General features: G+C 75.5%; 17 protein-coding genes and 1 tRNA gene. 3 read left to right on the plus strand and 15 right to left on the minus strand.

Annotated features, from left to right (window positions below; all coding sequences use genetic code 11):
* Positions 1–23: 23 nt before the first annotated feature.
* The 7 genes from ACI794_RS05125 to ACI794_RS05155 form a co-directional block, all read right to left on the minus strand.
* Positions 24–941, minus strand: a complete 918-nt coding sequence (locus ACI794_RS05125) for a 4-(cytidine 5'-diphospho)-2-C-methyl-D-erythritol kinase (RefSeq protein ID WP_456615790.1) — start codon at positions 939–941, stop codon at positions 24–26.
* Positions 938–1666 (minus strand): 16S rRNA (adenine(1518)-N(6)/adenine(1519)-N(6))-dimethyltransferase RsmA, encoded by a 729-nt coding sequence (gene rsmA / locus ACI794_RS05130; RefSeq protein ID WP_456615791.1) that lies wholly within the window; start codon positions 1664–1666, stop codon positions 938–940. Before rsmA ends, ACI794_RS05125 begins: the two co-directional genes overlap by 4 nt.
* Before the next feature lie 142 nt (positions 1667–1808).
* A complete protein-coding gene (locus ACI794_RS05135; RefSeq protein WP_456601004.1) occupies positions 1809–2900 on the minus strand; it encodes a ubiquitin-like domain-containing protein in 1092 nt (363 codons plus the stop codon).
* Between the two features lie 346 nt (positions 2901–3246).
* Positions 3247–4086, minus strand: a complete 840-nt coding sequence (locus tag ACI794_RS05140) for a hypothetical protein (RefSeq protein ID WP_456579398.1) — start codon at positions 4084–4086, stop codon at positions 3247–3249.
* Between the two features lie 81 nt (positions 4087–4167).
* The gene (locus ACI794_RS05145; RefSeq protein WP_456601006.1) at positions 4168–5049 is read right to left on the minus strand and encodes a TatD family hydrolase; all 882 of its coding nucleotides are present in this window, start codon (positions 5047–5049) and stop codon (positions 4168–4170) included.
* Positions 5046–6842 carry a methionine--tRNA ligase gene (gene metG / locus ACI794_RS05150; protein WP_456615792.1) on the minus strand — a complete coding sequence of 599 codons (1797 nt, stop codon included), beginning with the start codon at positions 6840–6842 and terminating at the stop codon, positions 5046–5048. Before metG ends, ACI794_RS05145 begins: the two co-directional genes overlap by 4 nt.
* 46 nt (positions 6843–6888) lie before the next feature.
* The gene (locus tag ACI794_RS05155; protein WP_456615793.1) at positions 6889–7557 is read right to left on the minus strand and encodes a hypothetical protein; all 669 of its coding nucleotides are present in this window, start codon (positions 7555–7557) and stop codon (positions 6889–6891) included.
* A 181-nt stretch (positions 7558–7738) separates the two neighbouring features.
* Here ACI794_RS05155 and corA point away from each other — a divergent pair, with 181 nt between their 5' ends.
* A complete protein-coding gene (gene corA, locus ACI794_RS05160) occupies positions 7739–8842 on the plus strand; it encodes a magnesium/cobalt transporter CorA (RefSeq protein ID WP_456615794.1) in 1104 nt (367 codons plus the stop codon).
* Between the two features lie 113 nt (positions 8843–8955).
* Here the strand turns inward: corA and ACI794_RS05165 are convergent, their stop codons facing one another.
* Together ACI794_RS05165 and rsmI are read right to left on the minus strand one after the other, a co-directional pair.
* Positions 8956–9267: a hypothetical protein gene (locus ACI794_RS05165; protein ID WP_456615795.1), complete on the minus strand. Its 312-nt coding sequence runs from the start codon at positions 9265–9267 to the stop codon at positions 8956–8958.
* Between the two features lie 39 nt (positions 9268–9306).
* Positions 9307–10146, minus strand: a complete 840-nt coding sequence (rsmI, locus tag ACI794_RS05170) for a 16S rRNA (cytidine(1402)-2'-O)-methyltransferase (RefSeq protein WP_456601010.1) — start codon at positions 10144–10146, stop codon at positions 9307–9309.
* 103 nt (positions 10147–10249) lie between these two features.
* Between rsmI and ACI794_RS05175 the strand changes: the two genes are divergently transcribed.
* Positions 10250–11785 (plus strand): dolichyl-phosphate-mannose--protein mannosyltransferase, encoded by a 1536-nt coding sequence (locus tag ACI794_RS05175; protein ID WP_456615796.1) that lies wholly within the window; start codon positions 10250–10252, stop codon positions 11783–11785.
* A gap of 71 nt (positions 11786–11856) precedes the next feature.
* Here ACI794_RS05175 and ACI794_RS05180 read toward each other — a convergent pair whose 3' ends face one another.
* The 6 genes from ACI794_RS05180 to galU form a co-directional block, all read right to left on the minus strand.
* Positions 11857–12501 carry a ScbR family autoregulator-binding transcription factor gene (locus ACI794_RS05180; RefSeq protein WP_456601012.1) on the minus strand — a complete coding sequence of 215 codons (645 nt, stop codon included), beginning with the start codon at positions 12499–12501 and terminating at the stop codon, positions 11857–11859.
* A gap of 136 nt (positions 12502–12637) precedes the next feature.
* Positions 12638–12711, minus strand: a tRNA-Ala gene (locus ACI794_RS05185).
* A gap of 117 nt (positions 12712–12828) precedes the next feature.
* On the minus strand, positions 12829–13539 hold the full coding sequence (locus tag ACI794_RS05190; RefSeq protein WP_456601013.1) for a hypothetical protein: 711 nt from the start codon (positions 13537–13539) through the stop codon (positions 12829–12831).
* Positions 13540–13717: 178 nt separating this feature from the next.
* Positions 13718–14350, minus strand: coding sequence for a GNAT family N-acetyltransferase (locus ACI794_RS05195; RefSeq protein WP_456601014.1), 633 nt, complete (start codon positions 14348–14350; stop codon positions 13718–13720).
* 11 nt (positions 14351–14361) lie between these two features.
* Positions 14362–15792 (minus strand): molybdotransferase-like divisome protein Glp, encoded by a 1431-nt coding sequence (gene glp / locus ACI794_RS05200; RefSeq protein WP_456615797.1) that lies wholly within the window; start codon positions 15790–15792, stop codon positions 14362–14364.
* Positions 15793–15907: 115 nt separating this feature from the next.
* Positions 15908–16828: a UTP--glucose-1-phosphate uridylyltransferase GalU gene (gene galU, locus ACI794_RS05205; RefSeq protein ID WP_456601016.1), complete on the minus strand. Its 921-nt coding sequence runs from the start codon at positions 16826–16828 to the stop codon at positions 15908–15910.
* Between the two features lie 27 nt (positions 16829–16855).
* Here galU and ACI794_RS05210 point away from each other — a divergent pair, with 27 nt between their 5' ends.
* Positions 16856–17446, plus strand: a complete 591-nt coding sequence (locus ACI794_RS05210; RefSeq protein WP_456601017.1) for a 5-formyltetrahydrofolate cyclo-ligase — start codon at positions 16856–16858, stop codon at positions 17444–17446.
* Positions 17447–17464: the final 18 nt, after the last annotated feature.

A 17464-nucleotide genomic window follows, 5' to 3' on the forward strand; every position in this document is an offset into this window, starting at 1 on the left:
GCGCCCCGCCCGGTCCCGGCCGGTCAGCCGACGGGCCGGGCCCCCGGGACGGGGCCGCTGACGGCCCGGACGGTGCGGAAGACCCCGACGCCGCCCAGCTCGGCGGCGAGGCGGACGGCGGACCGCTCGTCGTCCGCCAGCGCGGCCACCGTGGGCCCCGAGCCGCTGACCAGCGCGGCGCGGGCGCCGGCGTCCTCGGCGGCGCGCAGCGCCCGGCTCAGCTCCGGCCGGAGGGCCAGGGCGGCCGGCTGCAGGTCGTTGGCCAGCGCCCCGGCGAGCTCGTCGACCGAGCCCGAGCGCAGCGCGGCGAGCACGGGCCCGGCCTGCGTCGGCTCGGTCACGTCCGGCGCCCGGCCGTCGGCGCGCATGCGGTCGAGCTCCCCGTAGACCGCCGGCGTCGAGAGCCCCTCCCCGGCGATGCCGAGCACCCAGTGCCACCGCCCGGCGGCGAGCACCGGGGAGACCTGCTCCCCCCGGCCGGTGCCGAGAGCCACCCCGCCGACGAGGCCGAACGGCACGTCGCTGCCGAGCCGGGCGGCGAGCCCGAGGAGCTCCTCCCGGCCGGCCCGGGTCCCCCAGAGGGCGTCCAGCGCGACCAGCGTCGCCGCGGCGTCGGCGCTCCCCCCGGCCAGCCCGGCGGCGACCGGGATGCCCTTGACCACCTCCAGGTCGGCGTCGGCGCGGACCCCCGCGTGCGCGGCGAGCAGCTCCGCCGCCCGCCAGACGAGGTTGGTGCGGTCGGCGGGCACCAGCCCGGGGCCGTCGGCGCCCTCGCCGCTCAGCCGCAGCGAGAGCCCCTCACCCGGCCGTGCCGTGACCGTGTCGTGCAGCGACACCGCGAGGTAGACGGTGTGCAGCGCGTGGAAACCGTCCTTGCGCAGCGGGCCGACGCCGAGGTGCACGTTGACCTTCGCCGGCGCCCGGACGACCACGGCGCTCACGGCTGCACCGCCTCGGTGGCGGCCAGGCGGGCGAAGTCGGTGACGGAGAGCTGCTCGCCGCGGGCGGTGGGCTCGAGGCCGGCCGCCCGCAGGCGCTGCTCGGCCGCGGCCGGGCTCCCCGCCCAGCGCGCCAGCGCCGCGCGCAGGCCCTTGCGGCGCATGCCGAAGGCCGCGTCGACGGCGGCGAAGGTCGCCACCCGGTCCCCCGGCGGCGGCGGACGGCGGACGAGGGCGACCAGGCCGGAGTCGACGTTCGGCTCGGGCCAGAAGACCCGCCGCCCCACGTTGCCCGCCCGGCGCACCTCGCCGTACCAGGCGGCCTTGACCGACGGGACGCCGTAGGCCGGCGTCCCCGGCGCGGCGGCCAGCCGCTCGGCGACCTCGGCCTGCACGAGCACCAGCGCCCGGTCGAGCGTGGGTAGCAGCTCGAGGAGGTGCAGCAGCACCGGGACGGCGATGTTGTAGGGCAGGTTGGCCACCAGCGCGGTGGGCGGGCGGCCGGGCAGCTCGCGGATCCGGAGCGCGTCGTCGCGCACCACGGTGAGCCGGTCGGCGAGGTCGGGCCGGCGGGCGGCGACGGTGCCGGGCAGCAGCTCGGCCAGCCGCGGGTCGATCTCCACCGCCGTCACGTGCGCGGCGGAGGGCAGCAGCCCGAGGGTGAGCGAGCCCAGCCCGGGCCCCACCTCGAGCACGACGTCGTCGGGCCGCAGGTCGGCGGTGCGCACGATCCGCCGGATGGTGTTCGCGTCGTGGAGGAAGTTCTGGCCGAGCGTCTTGGTGGGACGCAGGTCGAGCTGCTGGGCCAGGTCGCGGATCGCGGCCGGCCCCAGCAGCCCGTCGGTCGGCTCCGGTGCGGTGGTCAGCGGATCAGCTGAACAGGCGGGGCCCGCAGTGCGGCCACTGGCCGGCGCCGGAGCGCTGGTACAGCAGCTGCGCGCGGTAGGTCTGCTCGTCGGCCGAGGCGGCGGCGGGGTCGCCGGTGCCGCCGACCGAGTTCCAGGTGGCCTGCGAGAACTGGTACATGCCCCGGTACTTGCCCGTCGAGCTCACCGCGTCCGGGCGACCGCCGGACTCGCACCCGGCGAGCGCGGCCCAGTTGAGGCCGTCCGCGGCCGGGCGGTTGGTCGGGCGGGTCTTGGTGCCGACCGCGACCTGCTCGTCGACCGGCTGGCGGGTGACGCTGCTCGACAGCGTCTCGCGGCTGGTCTCGGCACCGTCGACGACGGTCACCCGGTAGGTGGTCACCTGCTCCCCGTCGACGCCCGGGACGGTCACCGTCTCCTCGCCCTGGAAGGCCTCGGCGTCCTGGGTCTCCACGCGTCCGTGCGCCACCGGGGTGGTCTCGCTGATCTCGGAGACCTGCACCCGGTACACCTGCAGGCGCATCCGGTTCAGCAGCGCCTGGGACAGCCGCAGGCTGGTGCGGTCGGTCCCGCTGAGGGCGATGCCCTGCTCGGCGAGCAGGTCACCGGCCGTGGCGGCGGTGGTGGTGACCACCCGCTCCTGGCCGTCGGCGACGAGCACGACCTCCTTGGGCGTGGTGATGCTCAGCCGCATCCCCTCCAGCGGAAGGCGCTCGCTGCGGCTGGCGGAGACCACCAGGCCGTCGGTGCGGAAGCCGAGCTGGTCGAGCGCCTCCTGGACCGACAGGGCGGTCACGAGCACCTCGCGGGAGACGCCGTCCACCGTGAGCTCGATCGGCCGCGCCCGGTTGAGGACGACGGTGTCGCCGTCGGCCACCACCTGGTCGGCGGCGGGCAGCACGACGTCGTGCGCCGCGAGGGAGAGCCCCTCCTCCTCGAGCACCTCGGCCACGGTGCCGGCGTAGGTGCCGACGTCCCGGCTCTGCCCGTCCACGGTCAGCGTGACGGACTTCTGGGCGAGGAAGAAGGCCAGCGTCCCGCCTACCAGTCCGAGGAGGACGAGGGCGAAGAGGCTGAACTGCAGGGAGCGGCGCACGACACTTCCAGGGGTCACAGAACCCGGGCAGGAGAGCGTCGGGACCGCCGGAGCGGCCCGGTCGCGTCGGCGGCTCGAACGGCAGCCGCCGGGTTGCCCCGGTGCGGCGCCGCCCGGGTCGTCGCTCCACCCCGGCTGTCGGTCACGACACGATAACGAACACTCTGCGGATGGCTCTGGTGCACGAGGAGTGAAGCAGAGGGCACCTGCTCCGCTGTGTCGACTCGCCGACACGCCGAGTCATCGCCACGCCGCGACGGGACGCCGGCTGGGCCGCCCCTCCGGCCGGCGACGGGTGACCAACCCCACGGGGTGGAGACCCCCGTCCGGGGGAACGGCGGGGTGCTCAGCCGGCCAGCGCGGGCGCGCTCGAGGGCACGGGCCGCAGCCAGCTCCAGAGGAACACGGCCACCGCGACCCCCGCGGCCAGCGCGGAGAACCCTCCGGCGACGAAGGCGACCGGCAGCACGTCGAACCCCTCGCCGACCTCGTCGCCCAGGTCGAGCCCCACCCGCAGCAGGAGGGCGCCGAGCGGCAGCAGCGCGCTCACGCTCGCGGCGGCGACCACCAGGTGCGCCGTCCAGGTGCGCAGCGCCTCGTCGACCGGCACGTCGGCCCCGTCAGCCGGCATCGGCCGGAGCAGGGCCCGCAGCAGCGCGACCTCGGCCAGCAGCCAGGCCGCCGCCGGCACCGCCACCAGGGCCCAGGCCACCGGACCGCCGAGGTCACCCGTGGACCACGACCAGCCGGCGAGGAACAGCTCCGCGGCGACCACCACGCGCATCGTCCACAGCAGCCAGGCCGAGATCTGCTCCCCCTGGCGCGGGCGGCGCGGCGGCGCGCTCAGCTGCCAGCGCGGTCGCGGCCGGGTCGCCTCGGCGAGCAGGACGCCCGCCAGCGAGCCGACGACGAGGATCGGCACCCACAGGAAGACCGACGCCTCGGCGAGCACGACGACGCTCGCCACCACCCCGGCGATGCCCAGGAGCAGGCCCAGCCACCGCCAGCGGCGACCGTGCGCCGCCTGGCGCTGCAGCGTCGCCGTCCCCTCCCGGCTGGGGTCGGCCAGCTCGACGGCGCCACCGGCGACGGCGCGACGCCCGCTCGCCAGCGCCCATGCGCGAGCCAGCAGCACACCGGGCACCAGCACGGCGATGAACACCACGACGGCGATGAGACGACCCACGAGTGCCAGTGTCCCCCGGAATGCCGGGCGTGGGGCAGGCGCCGGTCACGCTCCGGTAACACCGGCGTCCCGGCGGCGGCGCTAGTGCCAGGTGCCGAAGACGCGTTCGGCGGTGGCGGTGAGCGCGTCGCAGAACTGCGCCAGGTCGGTCCCGGTCACCTCGGCGAGGGCGCGCACCGTGTGCGGCACCAGCCGCGAGGCGTTCGGCCGGCCCCGGAGCGGCACCGGGGTGAGGAACGGCGAGTCGGTCTCCACGAGCAGCTGCTCCAGCGGGGTCAGCGCCGCGGCCTCGCGCAGGTAGCCCGCGCTGCCGAACGTCACCGTGCCGGCGAAGGAGAGCACGAACCCGCGCTCGACGCAGGCCCGGGCGAACGCCGCGTCGCCGGAGAAGCAGTGCATGACGACGTGCTGGGGCGCCCCCTCGTCGTCGACCACCCGCAGCACCTCGTCGTGCGCGTCGCGGTCGTGGACGACCAGCGCCAGCCCGTGCCGCTTGGCGATGCGGATGTGCTCGCGGAAGGACGCCTCCTGCGCCGCCCAGCCCTCGGGGCCGGTGCGGTAGCGGTCCAGGCCGGTCTCCCCCACCGCCCGCACCCGCGGCAGCGCGGCGAGGCGGTCGATCTCGGCGAGGGCGTCGTCGTCGGCCTCCCCGGCACCGGCTTCGTTGGGGTGCACGGCGACCGCGGCGAGGACGTTCGGGTGCCGTGCGGCCAGCTCCGCCGACCACCGGGAGGAGGCGACGTCGACCCCGACCTGCACCAGACGCGGGACGCCCACCGCCACGGCGGCCGCGATCTCGGCGTCGACGTCGGCGTCCGTCGCCGTCGGCCCCCCCTCGGGACGGAAGCCGTCCAGGACGATGTCCAGGTGCGTGTGGCTGTCCACCGCCGGTGCCGGCAACGGCTCCGGGGACGGCGGCGGCTCGTCCCGCCGGTTCGCGCGGGACGCGGCGCTCCGGCTCACTCTCCTTCTTCCAGCCGCCGGAGCTCCTCCTCGACGACCGATTCGTCGAGCTTGGTGAAGATCGGCGTCGGCGGCGCCAGCGGCGTGCCCGGCGCGGCGAGCGGGGTGGACGCCCACACCGCCTGCCCCTGGTCGTAGGCCCCGGTGATGATCGGGTACGGCGAGCCGTCGTCGAGGTCGGTGACCTCCTGGATCTCCGGCGCCACCGACCACGTGCCCTCGCCCCCGAGCAGCTCGTGCACCTTCTGCGCCGAGTGCGGGAGGAACGGGGTGAGCAGGGCGTTGCAGTCCTTGATCGCCTGCAGCGCGGTGTGCAGGACGGTGTCCCGGCGGGCCGGGTCCTCCTTGAGCTTCCACGGTGCCTGGTCCGACAGGTACTTGTTCGCCTCGCCGACCACCCGCATCGCCTCGCCGATGGCGGCCTTCTGGCGGTTGCGCGACAGCAGGTCGCCGACCGTGCCGAAGGCTCCGGAGGTGGTGCCCAGCAGCGCCCGGTCGTCGTCGGTGAGCTCACCCGGCATCGGCACCGCACCGACGTTCTTCGCCGCCATCGAGACGCTGCGGTTGACCAGGTTGCCCCAGCCCGCGACGAGCTCCTCGTTGTTGCGCCGGCGGAACTGCTCCCAGGTGAAGTCGGTGTCCTGGTTCTCCGGGCCCGCGACGGCGATGAAGTAGCGCAGCGCGTCGGCGTCGTACCGGGCCAGGAAGTCGCGCACGTAGATGACGACCTGGCGGCTGCTCGAGAACTTGCGGCCCTCCATGGTGAGGAACTCGCTGGAGACGACCTCGGTGGGCAGGTTCAGCCGGCCGAGCGGCCCCGGCGTCCCGCCCTTGTCGCCCTCGCCGTTGTAGCCGAGCAGCTGGGCGGGCCAGATCTCGGAGTGGAAGACGATGTTGTCCTTGCCCATGAAGTAGTAGGCGTCGGAGTCCGGCGTCTGCCACCACTGCCGCCACGCGTCGGGGTCACCGGAGCGGCGGGCCCACTCGATGGACGCCGACAGGTACCCGACGACGGCGTCGAACCAGACGTAGATGCGCTTGTCGGGCCGGTCGCGCCAGCCGTCGAGGGGGACGGGCACGCCCCAGTCGATGTCGCGGGTGTAGCTGCGGGGCTTGAGGTCCTCGAGCAGGTTCACGCTGAAGTTGAGGACGTTGGGGCGCCAGCTCTTGCGGGTGCCCAGCCAGTCGCCCAGCGCCCGGGTGAACGCCGGCAGGTCGAGGAAGTAGTGCTCGCTCTCGACGAACTTCGGCGTCTCGCCGTTGATCTTGCTGACCGGGTTGATCAGGTCGATCGGGTCGAGCTGGTTGCCGCAGTTGTCGCACTGGTCGCCGCGGGCGCCGTCGTAGCCGCAGATCGGGCAGGTGCCCTCGATGTAGCGGTCGGGCAGGGTGCGGCCGGTGGAGGGGCTGATCGCGCCGAGTGTCGTCTTCGGGAAGACGTAGCCGTTCTTCAGCAGGCCCAGGAAGATCTCCTGGCTGATCTGCGCGTGGTTGGCCGTCGACGTCCGGGTGAACAGGTCGTAGCTGAGCCCGAGCGACTGCAGGTCCCCGACGATGATCCGGTTGTTGCGGTCGGCGATCTCGCGGGGCGTGATGCCCTCGGCGTCGGCGGCGACCGTGATCGGGGTCCCGTGCTCGTCGGTGCCGCTCACCATCAGCACCCGGTCCCCGGCCATCCGGTGGTAGCGGCTGAAGACGTCGGAGGGGACGCCGAAGCCGGAGACGTGGCCGATGTGCCGCGGGCCGTTGGCGTAGGGCCACGCGACGGCGGTCAGGATGTGCCGATCACTCACGCGTTGAGACTAGGCGGACCCCGCGGCCGGTCGCCGGGGAACCCGCTCAGGGCTGGGAGACCACGCTGCCGACCGGGCCGGGCGGGCCGGCCTCGACCGGGCTGAGCACGGCGAAGCCGCCCAGGACGAGGGCGATGCAGCCGAGGGTGAGGGCGCACAGCGAGCGGTGCACGACCACCGGGTCGGGGCGGCGCACGCGGACCCGCGGGCCCTGGAGCACCCACTCCCGGGCCGACGGCGCGTCCACGAGCAGCAGCTTGCCGATCGTGAGCCCGAAGGCGCCGGCGAACAGCAGCGGGAGCGGCAGGCCACCGGTGAGCGCGGTCGGCAACGGCAGGAGGACCGCCATGCCGCCGAGCACCGACACCGCCGCCAGCTCGGCCACCGAGGTGACGACGAGCAGGGTGCGGGTGGAGCCGTCGACCAGCGCCGCCCCGGCGCCGGCGGTGAGGACGACCCAGGCGGCGAGCACGACCAGGGCCAGTCCGACGACCCAGCCCGACGGCCGGACCGGGGAGGCCAGGACGACGTCGGCCCGGGCGAGCCCGAACGCGAGGAGACCGACGGCCTCGATGACCGAGAGCGCAGCGGCCGCGAGCGCCGGCACCGGGATGCGTCGCAGCCCGCCGCCGACCGCGACGTCGGGGGCCGGCCGCTCCGGGCGGAGGTGGGACGACCCGACGGTGCTGCGGACGTCGAGGACGGTGCTCGCCACGAGGGTTCTCTCCCTGACCGGTCGGAGGTGTCTCGTGACTCGACGGCCGGTCGGGGCGGTGGCTGGAGCACCGGTCCCGGCCGCCTCACCCCTCGGGGTGGGACACCCGCCCGATCCGGGAGCTGCGCGCGCTTAGGCTGCTGATCCCGGACGACGACCCGCGAGGAAGGCGGCACCCGCGATGACCACCCGGGACGAGCACCCCGCCACCCGCCTCGGGCCGAGCGACCCGCCGACGCTGCGCCCGCAGCCGGCCGGCCCGCAGCACCGCCGCCCCACCCGCCGGCCGGACGAGGGCGCCGTCGTCGACTGCGCGGTCTACGTCGGCGGGGAGCGGCAGGAGCCGGTGACCCCGCACGAGGCGCTGCGCGTCGCCGAGGAGCGCGACGGCTTCGTGTGGCTGGGCCTGTTCGCGCCCACCGAGGAGGAGCTGGGCGCGATCGCCGAGCGGTACGACCTGCACCCGCTCGCCGTCGAGGACGCCGTCTACGCCCACCAGCGCCCCAAGCTCGAGCCCTACGACGACGCGCTCTTCATGGTGCTCAAGACCGCGACGTACGTGGAGCACGAGGAGCTGACCGCCACCAGCGAGGTCGTGGACACCGGTGAGGTGATGGTGTTCCTCGGCCCCCGGTACGTGATCACGGTGCGGCACGGCGAGCACGGCGGGCTGACCGGCCTGCGGGAACGGCTGGAGGAGCAGCGCGACCTGCTGTGCCTGGGCCCCTCCGCAGTGCTCTACGCGGTCGCCGACCTCGTCGTCGACACCTTCGTGGAGGTCACCGCGGCCGTCGAGCAGGACGTCGAGGAGCTCGAGGCGTCGGTCTTCAGCCCGGAGCGCACCGACGACATCGGCCGGCTCTACCAGCTCAAGCGCGAGCTGCTGTCGCTGCGCCGGGCCGTCTCACCGCTGGAGGTGCCGCTGCAGAAGCTCGCGGAGCGGCCGATCGACGTCGTCCCCGAGGCGATGCGCTCCTACTTCCGCGACGTGCTCGACCACGCCATCCGGGTGCGGGACCAGGTCGGCGGGCTGGACGAGCTGCTCACCTCGATCCTGCAGGCGTCGCTGGCCCGCACGACCATGGCCGACAACGAGGACATGCGGAAGATCTCGGCCTACGCGGGCATCATCGCCGTGCCCACCGCGATCGCCGGCATCTACGGCATGAACTTCGAGCACATGCCCGAGCTCGAGTGGCGGTTCGGCTACCCGCTGGTGCTGCTGGTGATCCTCGGCGCGATCGTGCTGCTCTACCGCGGCTTCAAGCGCAACGGCTGGCTGTAGGCGGCGCCGACTGTGCGCTCGTCGGGGTCACCGACGGCCGGGTTGACCCGGGAACTGCACGACGGCGGCCAAGCGGGCGAGGAGTTCGGCCGGACGGTGGAGATCGGCGGCGGTCACGAAGACCACGCGCCGTCGTCCGGCGGCAGGGCGGCGGCCACCCGGACGGCGGTCGCCTCGGGCAGGGTCACCCGCGCGCCGAAGCAGGGTCGGACGTCGTCCCGCGCGAGCGCCGCCCGGCGCACCCCGATGCCCGCGACGCGGACCGGCCGCCGGGACGGAGGAACGGTCAGCTCCACGTCGTCACCCGGACCGGCGAGCTCCACTCCCCACAGCACGGCGGCGCTGCACCCGGTGACGACGGCGTCCGCGAAGACGAGCGACGCGGCGGCCAGCGCGCGCAGCCGGTGTGCACTCCCCGGGGTCACCTGCCGCCCGGAGACCCCGGGAAGCGCAGAGGCGAGGGCTCAGGGGCGCTTGCCGGCGACCACGGCGTCGTAGACGGTCCGCTTGGGCAGCCCGGTGCGCTCCATGACAGCCCGGATCGCGTCCTTGCGGGTCGCGCCGGCTGCCTCCTCGTCGGCGACTGCGGCGGCGAGCTCAGGCGCGGTCAGCTCCACGGCGCGCGCCGGCGCCCCGGCGACCACCAGCGTGATCTCGCCCTTGACCCCGTCGGCCGCCCACGCGGCCAGCTCGCCCAACCCGCCGCGCCGGATCTCCTCGTAGGTCTTGGTCAGCTCGCGGCACACCGCGGCCGGCCGGTCCTCGCCCAGCACCCCCGCGGCGTCGGCCAGCGCGTCGGCCAGCCGGTGCGGCGACTCGAAGAAGACCATCGTCCGCCGCTCGTCGGCCAGCGCGGTGAAGGTCGACCGCCGCTCGCCCGCCTTGCGCGGCAGGAAGCCCTCGAAGCAGAAGCGGTCCACGGGCAGGCCCGAGACCGCGAGCGCCGTCGTCACCGCCGAGGGCCCGGGCACGGAGGTGACCTCGATCCCGGCGTCGATGGCCGCCCGCACGAGCGAGTACCCCGGGTCGGAGACCGACGGCATCCCGGCGTCGGTGAGCAGCAGCACCGTGGCACCCGAGGAGAGCGCATCGAGCAGCCCGGGCAGGCGCGCCCGCTCCACCGACTCGTGGAAGGTGACCACCCGGCCGGTCAGCGTCACCTCGAGGTCGGCGGCCAGCCGGTGCAGGCGGCGGGTGTCCTCGCACGCCAGGACGTCGGCGCCGGCCATCGCCGCCCGCAGCCGCGGGCCGACGTCCCCGGGCTGCCCGAGGGGCGCCCCACCCAGCACCAGCCGTCCGCTCACCCGCCGAGCCTGTCACGCCCCGCCTCCGCGGCACGCCTGCAGGGGCCCGGCGCGAGCCTGCACGTGCCCGAAAGCAGGCGGGTCCTGTGTCTACCCTGACCGCATGGCGGTGCTGGCACCCGGGCGGGCGGAGCACGACCCGCAGGGGCCCCCGCGGCCGGCCGGGCCCCGGCTGCGCCGCCCGCCGTTCCCCGCCCGCCGCCGCGACGTCGTCCCGCCGCTGCCGGACGACCGGCGGACGGCGTGGACGATCGCCGCCGTCCTCGGCGCCGTGGCGCTGACCCTCCGGCTCTGGGGCATCGGCTACCCCCGCGAACTCGTCTTCGACGAGGCGTACTACCCGCCCGAGGCCCGCGAGCTGCTCGTCTGGGGCTTCGAGTACAACCGCGGCTACTCGTTCATCGTGCACCCGCCGCTGGGCAAGTGGCTGATCGCGCTCGGCGAGCAGCTGTTCGGCTACGACTCCTTCGGCTGGCGCTTCCCCTCGGCCGTGGCGGGCTCGATCGCCGTCGTCCTGCTCTTCCGGCTCACCCGGCGGCTCACCGGCTCCACCGTGATCGGCCTCTTCGCCGGGGTGCTGCTGCTCGTCGACGGCTTCCAGTTCACGCTGTCGCGGATCGGGCTCCTCGACATCTTCCTGCAGGTCTTCGTGCTCGCCGCCGTCTCCTGCCTCGTCGTCGACCGGGACGTCGTCCGCGCGCGGGTGCGGGCGGCCGCGGACGTCGGCGCGACCGGTTTCCGGCTCGGCCGGCGGGGCTGGCGGATCGCCGCCGGCGTCCTCTTCGGCTGCGCCTGCGCGGTGAAGTGGAGCGGCGTCTGGTTCCTCGCCTTCTTCGCCGTCCTCTCGCTGTTCTGGGACCGCTCCGCGTGGCGCGCGGCGGGCGTCCCCCGGCCGACCCGGACGGCGGCCCGCCGCGGGCTGCCCGGCGCGCTGTGGGCACTGGCCGCCGTGCCGGTGCTGACCTACCTGGCCAGCTTCACCGGCTGGTTCCTCGGTGAGACCTCGCAGGGCAAGGCGTGGGCCCAGCAGAACCCTGAGACGGCGTTCCCGTGGGTGCCCGACGCCCTGCGGTCGCTCTGGCACGAGCACGCCGAGTGGCTGCGCTTCCACAACGGCCTGTCCAGCCCGCACCCGTGGGAGTCCGGGCCGTGGTCGTGGCTGGTGACCGGCCGGCCGATCCTGCTGTGGAACCCCCAGGGGCTCGTCGACGCCGAGGGCGAGCAGGTCATCCGCTACATCCTCATGGTGGGGACGCCGACCCTCTGGTTCCTCTTCGCCCCCGCCACGCTCTGGCTCGCCTGGCGGATCGTCGCCCGGCGGGACCCGGCCGCGGTCCCCGTGGCCGTCGGCATCGCGGCGGGCTGGCTCACCTGGTTCCTCAACCTCGAGCGCACGATGTTCCTCTTCTACATGGCGCCGGTGCTGCCGTTCTTCGTGCTCGCGGTCGCCCTGCTGCTCCAGGACGTCGTCGGCCGCCCGGGCTCCGGCGAGTGGCGCCGGCGCGCGGGGCTGGCCACCGCCTGCGGGTACATCGCGATCGTCGCGGCCACCTTCGCCTTCTTCTGGCCCGTGCTCACCGGGCAGCCGCTCTCCCACCCCGAGTGGGCGCAGCGGATGTGGTTCCCGTCCTGGTTCTGAGCGCTCACCGCCTGCCCGCAGCCGGCACGGTGACGACGACGGCGTCACCGATCGCGCAGCCGGCGGCCGGGTCAGACGACCGGTTCGGGACGCAGCTGCGGGAGGACCAGCGCCCAGAACGAGTCCAGCCGGCCCTCCAGGTCGCGCCGCGCGCTGAGCTCCTGGGAGACCTGCTGCATGCCGAAGAAGCTCGCCACGATGACCTGGGCGGTGCCGACCGGGTCGGCGCGCTGGTCGATCTGCCCGCGGGCCTGGCCCTGGGTGATCAGCTGCGCGAGCGCGTGCTGCCAGCCGACGTAGGGCTGCGGCAGCCTCGCCAGCGCCTCGGGGGGCAGCTCCGCCATGAGGCGCTTGGCGGCGCGGGTGACCGGGTCGGTCGCGAACTGCCGCCCCGCCACGTAGGTGACCGCCACGAGGGCGTCGAGCGCGTCGTCGTGGGAGTCGATGACGCCGCGCAGCAGTACCGGCCAGGTCTCGAACATCTGGTGGACGACCGCGACCGCCACGCTCTCCTTGGACTCGAAGTGCCAGTAGAGCGCGCCCTTGGTCATGCCGGTGCCCGCGACGATGTCGTTCAGCGAGGTGGCCGCGTAGCCGCGCTCGCCGAACTCCCGGGCGGCGACGTCGAGGATGAGCTGCCGGGTGGCGGCGCTGTCGCCGGCCCGCCCGCGGGCGCGCCGCGGCGCCGGGGAGGCCCCGACCGGTGACCCAACCATCGCAGCGCCTCCCGTGGGGGCCGTCCCGCCCCGTGTCGCCGGGCAGCGTAGCGGTCTGGGCGGCGGATCGGGCCCCGTCGGAACGACGACGGCGCCGCCGGGGAGGAGTCCCCGGCGGCGCCGACCACCGTGTGGGTGGAGCTGAGGGGATTTGAACCCCTGACCCCCTCGATGCGAACGAGGTGCGCTACCGGTCTGCGCCACAGCCCCCAGTGCTGGGTCGAAGAGTACCGCCCGCCCGCTCCGGCCCCGCCACCGGGGGCGGGGCCGGCCCCGTGCAGGCCCCGCCGCGAGCGCGCGAGCGGCGGGGGGGCGGGGGGTGCTTCCTCAGCCGTTGGCCGCCCGGGCGGGGCGGTACTCCTCGATGTCGGCGAAACCGATGTCGTCGTCGTCCAGCCCGACCACCGCGCTGTTCTGCCAGCCGGCCGGCGCGGGGGTGCGCGCGGCGACCACGCGCCCGGGGCGCAGGGCGTGCACGGGGGCGAGCGGGACGCTGGGGTGCGGCAGGACGGGCAGCGCCTCCTGGGCGACGGTCTCGTGCACCTCCGGCGACGTGCGCTGGGCCGGTGCCGGCCGGGCGGCCGGGCGGGCCGGCGCCCGGAGGGACTCCCGCGCCGCGGCACGGGCGGCGCGGCGCGCGGCCAGCCGCTCACGCCGGGCGACCTTGCGCAGCACCAGCACGTAGCCCGCGGTCGCGACGGTGGCTATCGCCTGGAGGATCCACAGCCACGGCGTCAGCAGCAGCGCGCCGGCCAGCGACGCCAGGGTGAGCAGCACCAGGCCGCCCAGCACCCGGCGGCGCAGCGCGTGCACGTCCACCTTCAGCTCCCCCGTGGTGCGCAGGACCTCGCGGTCGATGGACACCCGCTCGGTCGCCGCGTGACGCACGGGGTCCACCGCGCGACGCCGCTGCAGGGTCCGCCCCGAGTCGGCAGGTTCGAGCCGGCCGTCCTGCCCGTCGCCGCGGGTCACCACCATGGGCACCAGCACGACGAACCACAGCACGACCAGAGCGGCCAGCAGCACACCCGATCCCATACGACACCACCTGTCACATCAGTCACTCGCCGGGCGAGGTTATGCAGGCCGGAGGTCGGTGTCCGGGAGGCGCGCGGGTGTGTCGCCGATGTGTTGTGGGACCGGTGTGACGGGAGACGGCGTGTCACCCGCGGCCACCTCCGCACCGGCCACCGTGCGTGCTATGCCGACGAGCCGATCAGTCGACGGGTCGACCCGGGGCGGACCGCTCCCAGCGCTCCAGCACCCCGCGCGGCAGGTCCTCGGCGAGCAGGGCGTAGCTGAGGTGGTCGCGCCAGTCGCCGTCGATGTCGAGGTAGCGGCGCAGCAGCCCTTCGCGCTGGAACCCCAGCCGCTCCACCAGCCGCTGGCTGGGCCCGTTCTCCGGGCGGATGTCGGCCTGCAGCCGGTGCAGCCCCGCCGGCCCGAAGGCGTGGTCGCACACCAGCGCCACCGCCAGCGAGGCGACGCCGCGGCCGGCCACCGAGCGGTCGATCCAGTAGCCCAGGTACCCGGTGCGCAACGCGCCCCGGACGATGTTGTCGACCGTCACCTGACCGGCCAGCCGCCCCTCGACCCGGATGGCGAAGGGCAGCGAGGTGCCCGCGCGGGCGCGGCGGGCCATGACCCGCCGCATCGCCCGGTAGGCCGCCGGGCTGTGCCGGGCCTGCCAGGAGACGGCGGCGGTCGGCTCCCAGGGGCGCAGCCAGTCCTCGTTGGCCAGCCGCAGGGCGCTCCACTCCGCGGCGTCGCGGCGGCGCAGCGGGTGCAGCTCCACCGGCCCCCGGGCGAGCTGCGCCGGCCAGCCGGGGTGCAGCAGCGGATCGGTCACGGCGGGCGCGGTCAGCCGCCGAGCAGCAGCGGCATGACGGTGACCAGCCCGCCGGCGGCCACCTCGGTGACGTCCTCGTCGATGACGATCAGGCAGTTGGCGCGCGCCATCCGCGCCAGCAGGGCGTCGGTGGCCTCGCCCACGGGTTCGACGACGTAGCCGCCGTCGGGGTGGCGCATGACGCTGCCGTGCAGGTACTGGCGGTAGCCCAGCGGCGAGAGCAGCTGCTGGCCGGAGATGGCCTGCACCGTGCGCCGGAACAGCTGCCGCTTGCCGAGCATCAGGCGGATGGCGGGGCGGACGAAGACCTCGAAGGAGACCAGCGCCGCGACCGGCTCCCCGGGGATGCAGATGACCGGCACCTCGTCGCGCCCCAGCCGGCCGAAGCCCTGCGCGGGGCCGGGGTGCATGGCCACCTGGCGGAAGCGCATGTCCCCGAGCGCGCCCAGCGCCTCCTGCACCATGTCGAACCCCGAGCCGGTGAAGGTGCCCGAGACGAGCACCAGGTCGCTGCGCAGCAGCTGGCTCTCGAGCACCTCGGCCAGCCGCCGCTGGTCGCCCGGCAGGATCCCCCACCGGTAGGCGTCGGCGCCGGCGTCGCGGGCGGCCGCCGCCAGTGCGTAGCTGTTGACGTCCACCACCTGGCCCGGCGCCAGCGGAGAGCTGATGTCCACCAGCTCCGTGCCGGCGCTCAGCACCGCGACCCGGGGTCGGGGACGGACGAGGACGCGGTCGCGCCCGACGGCGGCCAGCAGGCTGATCTGCGCGGGCCCGATCGGGGTGCCGACGTGCACGGCCGGGTCCCCCGGGGCGACGTCGTCACCGGTGAGCCGCACGTAGCTGCCCACCGGCGGCCCGGCCTGGACGGCGACCCGCGCCGCGCCGTTGTCGGTCCACACCGCCGGGACGACGACGTCGGCCCCGGACGGCAGCATCGCTCCCGCGGCGACCCGCATCGCCAGCCCCGGGCCGATCGACGACGGCCCGCTGGCCCCCGCCACGCTCTCCCCCACGACGGGCAGCTCCGCCGGGCGGGCGACGGTCGCGTCGGCGACGTCCTCGGCGCGCACGGCGTAGCCGTCGAGGGCCGCCTGGTCGAAGGCCGGCAGCGCCCGCTGGCTGACGACGTCCTCGGCGCAGAGCAGGCCCTGCGCGTCGAGGACGGCGAGCTCGATCGGGTCCGGCTGCGGCACCGCGGCGAGGATCTCGTCGAGGTGGCGCTCGACGGTGCGCACGTGGGGGGAGGCGTCGGAGCGGCCGTCCGCCGGCAGCGGCACCGGTCCGGTGAGCGCCCGCTGCGCCGGCACCGGCTCGGCGGCGGCCGGCGCGCCGGCGACCGGGCCGGTCCGCCGGGGCGGGGCCATGGGCATGTCGACCTGCGCGGTGTCCCGGTGCCCCCGGAACTCCCCGCCGCTGCTGCCGTCGTCGCTCTGCCCGAGCATCCTCACCACCGTCGTCCCGCCGTGCCGTCTCCCGGCACCGGCCCCCGCGGCAGCGCCGGCCCCGGACGGGGCCGGCGTCGTGCCACGGGTCCGATCGTGCCCTCGCGGGCGCCGGTCAGGACGACGACGCGCCCTCGGCGGGCAGCTCGGTGACGAACTCGCGCAGCCAGCCGCGGAGCGACGGACCCAGGTCCTCGCGCTCGCTGGCCAGCCGGATGACCGCCTTGAGGTAGTCCAGCTTGTCGCCGGTGTCGTAGCGGCGGCCACCGAAGACGACGCCGTGGACCGGCTCACCGCGCTCGACGAGGGTGGCCAGGGCGTCGGTCAGCTGGATCTCGCCACCCCGCCCGGGCGCGGTCTCGCGGAGCACGTCGAAGATCTCCGGCGCGAGCACGTAGCGCCCGATGATCGCCAGGCTGCTGGGGGCCTCGTCGACGGGTGGCTTCTCGACCAGGCCCGTGACGGCGACGACGTCGGTGCCGTCGACGGTCGGCTCGACGGCCACGGCGCCGTACTTGTCGATGTTCTCCCGGCCGACGTCGAGCAGGGCGATCACCGAGCCGCCGTGCTCGGCCTGGACGGCCAGCATCTGCTCCAGCAGGTGGTCACGGGCATCGATCAGGTCGTCGCCGAGGAGCACGGCGAACGGCTCGTCGCCGACGAAGGCGGCCGCCTGCAGCACGGCGTGACCCAGCCCGCGAGCCTCGCCCTGGCGCACGAAGTGCACCTGCGCGACCTCGGTGGACTCGTGCACGGCGGCGAGGCGACCGGCGTCGCCCTTCTTCTCCAGCGCGGTCTCGAGCTCGGGGGTGCGGTCGAAGAAGTCCTCGATGGCCGCCTTGCCGCGGCCGGTGACCATGAGCACCTCGGGCAGCCCGGCGCGGGCGGCCTCCTCGACGATGTACTGGAGGGCCGGCCGGTCGACGACCGGGAGCAGCTCCTTCGGGACGGCCTTGGTGGCCGGCAGGAAGCGGGTGCCCATTCCTGCGACGGGGATGACCGCCTTCCGGGCCGTACGGGTGAGGGGCATCGACATGTGGGGCAGCCTATCTAGGCTGCGCCGGTGAGCACCTCGCCCGCGGAGGCCGCCGCCAAGGCCGCGCTCCGCGCCGAGCTGCTGGGACGCCGCGCGGCCCGCCCCGCCGACGAGCGGGCGGCGGCCGCGCGGGCGGTCGCCGCCACGCTGGCCGACCGGCTCGCCGGGGTTCCCACCGTCGCCGCGTTCGTGCCCGACCCGGCCGAGCCCGGGCACGGCCTGCTCCCGGCCGCGCTGGCCGGCCGCGACCGCCTGCTGCTCCCCGTCGTGCCCGCCCGCGGCCGGGAGCTGGACTGGGCGGTGCACACCGGCGAGCTCGCGCCGGGCCGGTTCGGGCTGCTGGAGCCGGTCGGGCCGCGGCTGGGCCCGGCCGCGCTCGCCGCGGCCGGCGCCGTCGTCGTCCCCGCGACGGCGGTCGCCCGGGACGGGACCCGGCTGGGCCGCGGCGGCGGGTACTACGACCGCGCCCTGCGGCATGCCCGGCCCGGGGCGGTCCTGGTGGCGGTCGTGTTCGACGACGAGGTGGTCGACCGGCTGCCGGGCGAGCCGCACGACCTGCGGGTGACGGCGGTGGTCACGCCGTCCGGTGGATGGCAGGCGCTACCGGCGAGTCACTGACACAGTGAGCGAGCCGCA

It is taken from the genome of Blastococcus sp. SYSU DS0541 (genome assembly GCF_054050875.1).

What these genes read in the sequence shown, in the direction of transcription:
- corA (WP_456615794.1), top strand. Translation starts at nt 7,739, where the DNA reads ATGACCACCCGGGACGAGCACCCCGCCACCCGCCTCGGGCCGAGCGAC.
- ACI794_RS05175 (WP_456615796.1), top strand. Translation starts at nt 10,250, where the DNA reads ATGGCGGTGCTGGCACCCGGGCGGGCGGAGCACGACCCGCAGGGGCCC.
- ACI794_RS05180 (WP_456601012.1), bottom strand. Translation starts at nt 12,501, where the DNA reads ATGGTTGGGTCACCGGTCGGGGCCTCCCCGGCGCCGCGGCGCGCCCGC.
- ACI794_RS05190 (WP_456601013.1), bottom strand. Translation starts at nt 13,539, where the DNA reads ATGGGATCGGGTGTGCTGCTGGCCGCTCTGGTCGTGCTGTGGTTCGTC.
- glp (WP_456615797.1), bottom strand. Translation starts at nt 15,792, where the DNA reads ATGCTCGGGCAGAGCGACGACGGCAGCAGCGGCGGGGAGTTCCGGGGG.
- galU (WP_456601016.1), bottom strand. Translation starts at nt 16,828, where the DNA reads ATGTCGATGCCCCTCACCCGTACGGCCCGGAAGGCGGTCATCCCCGTC.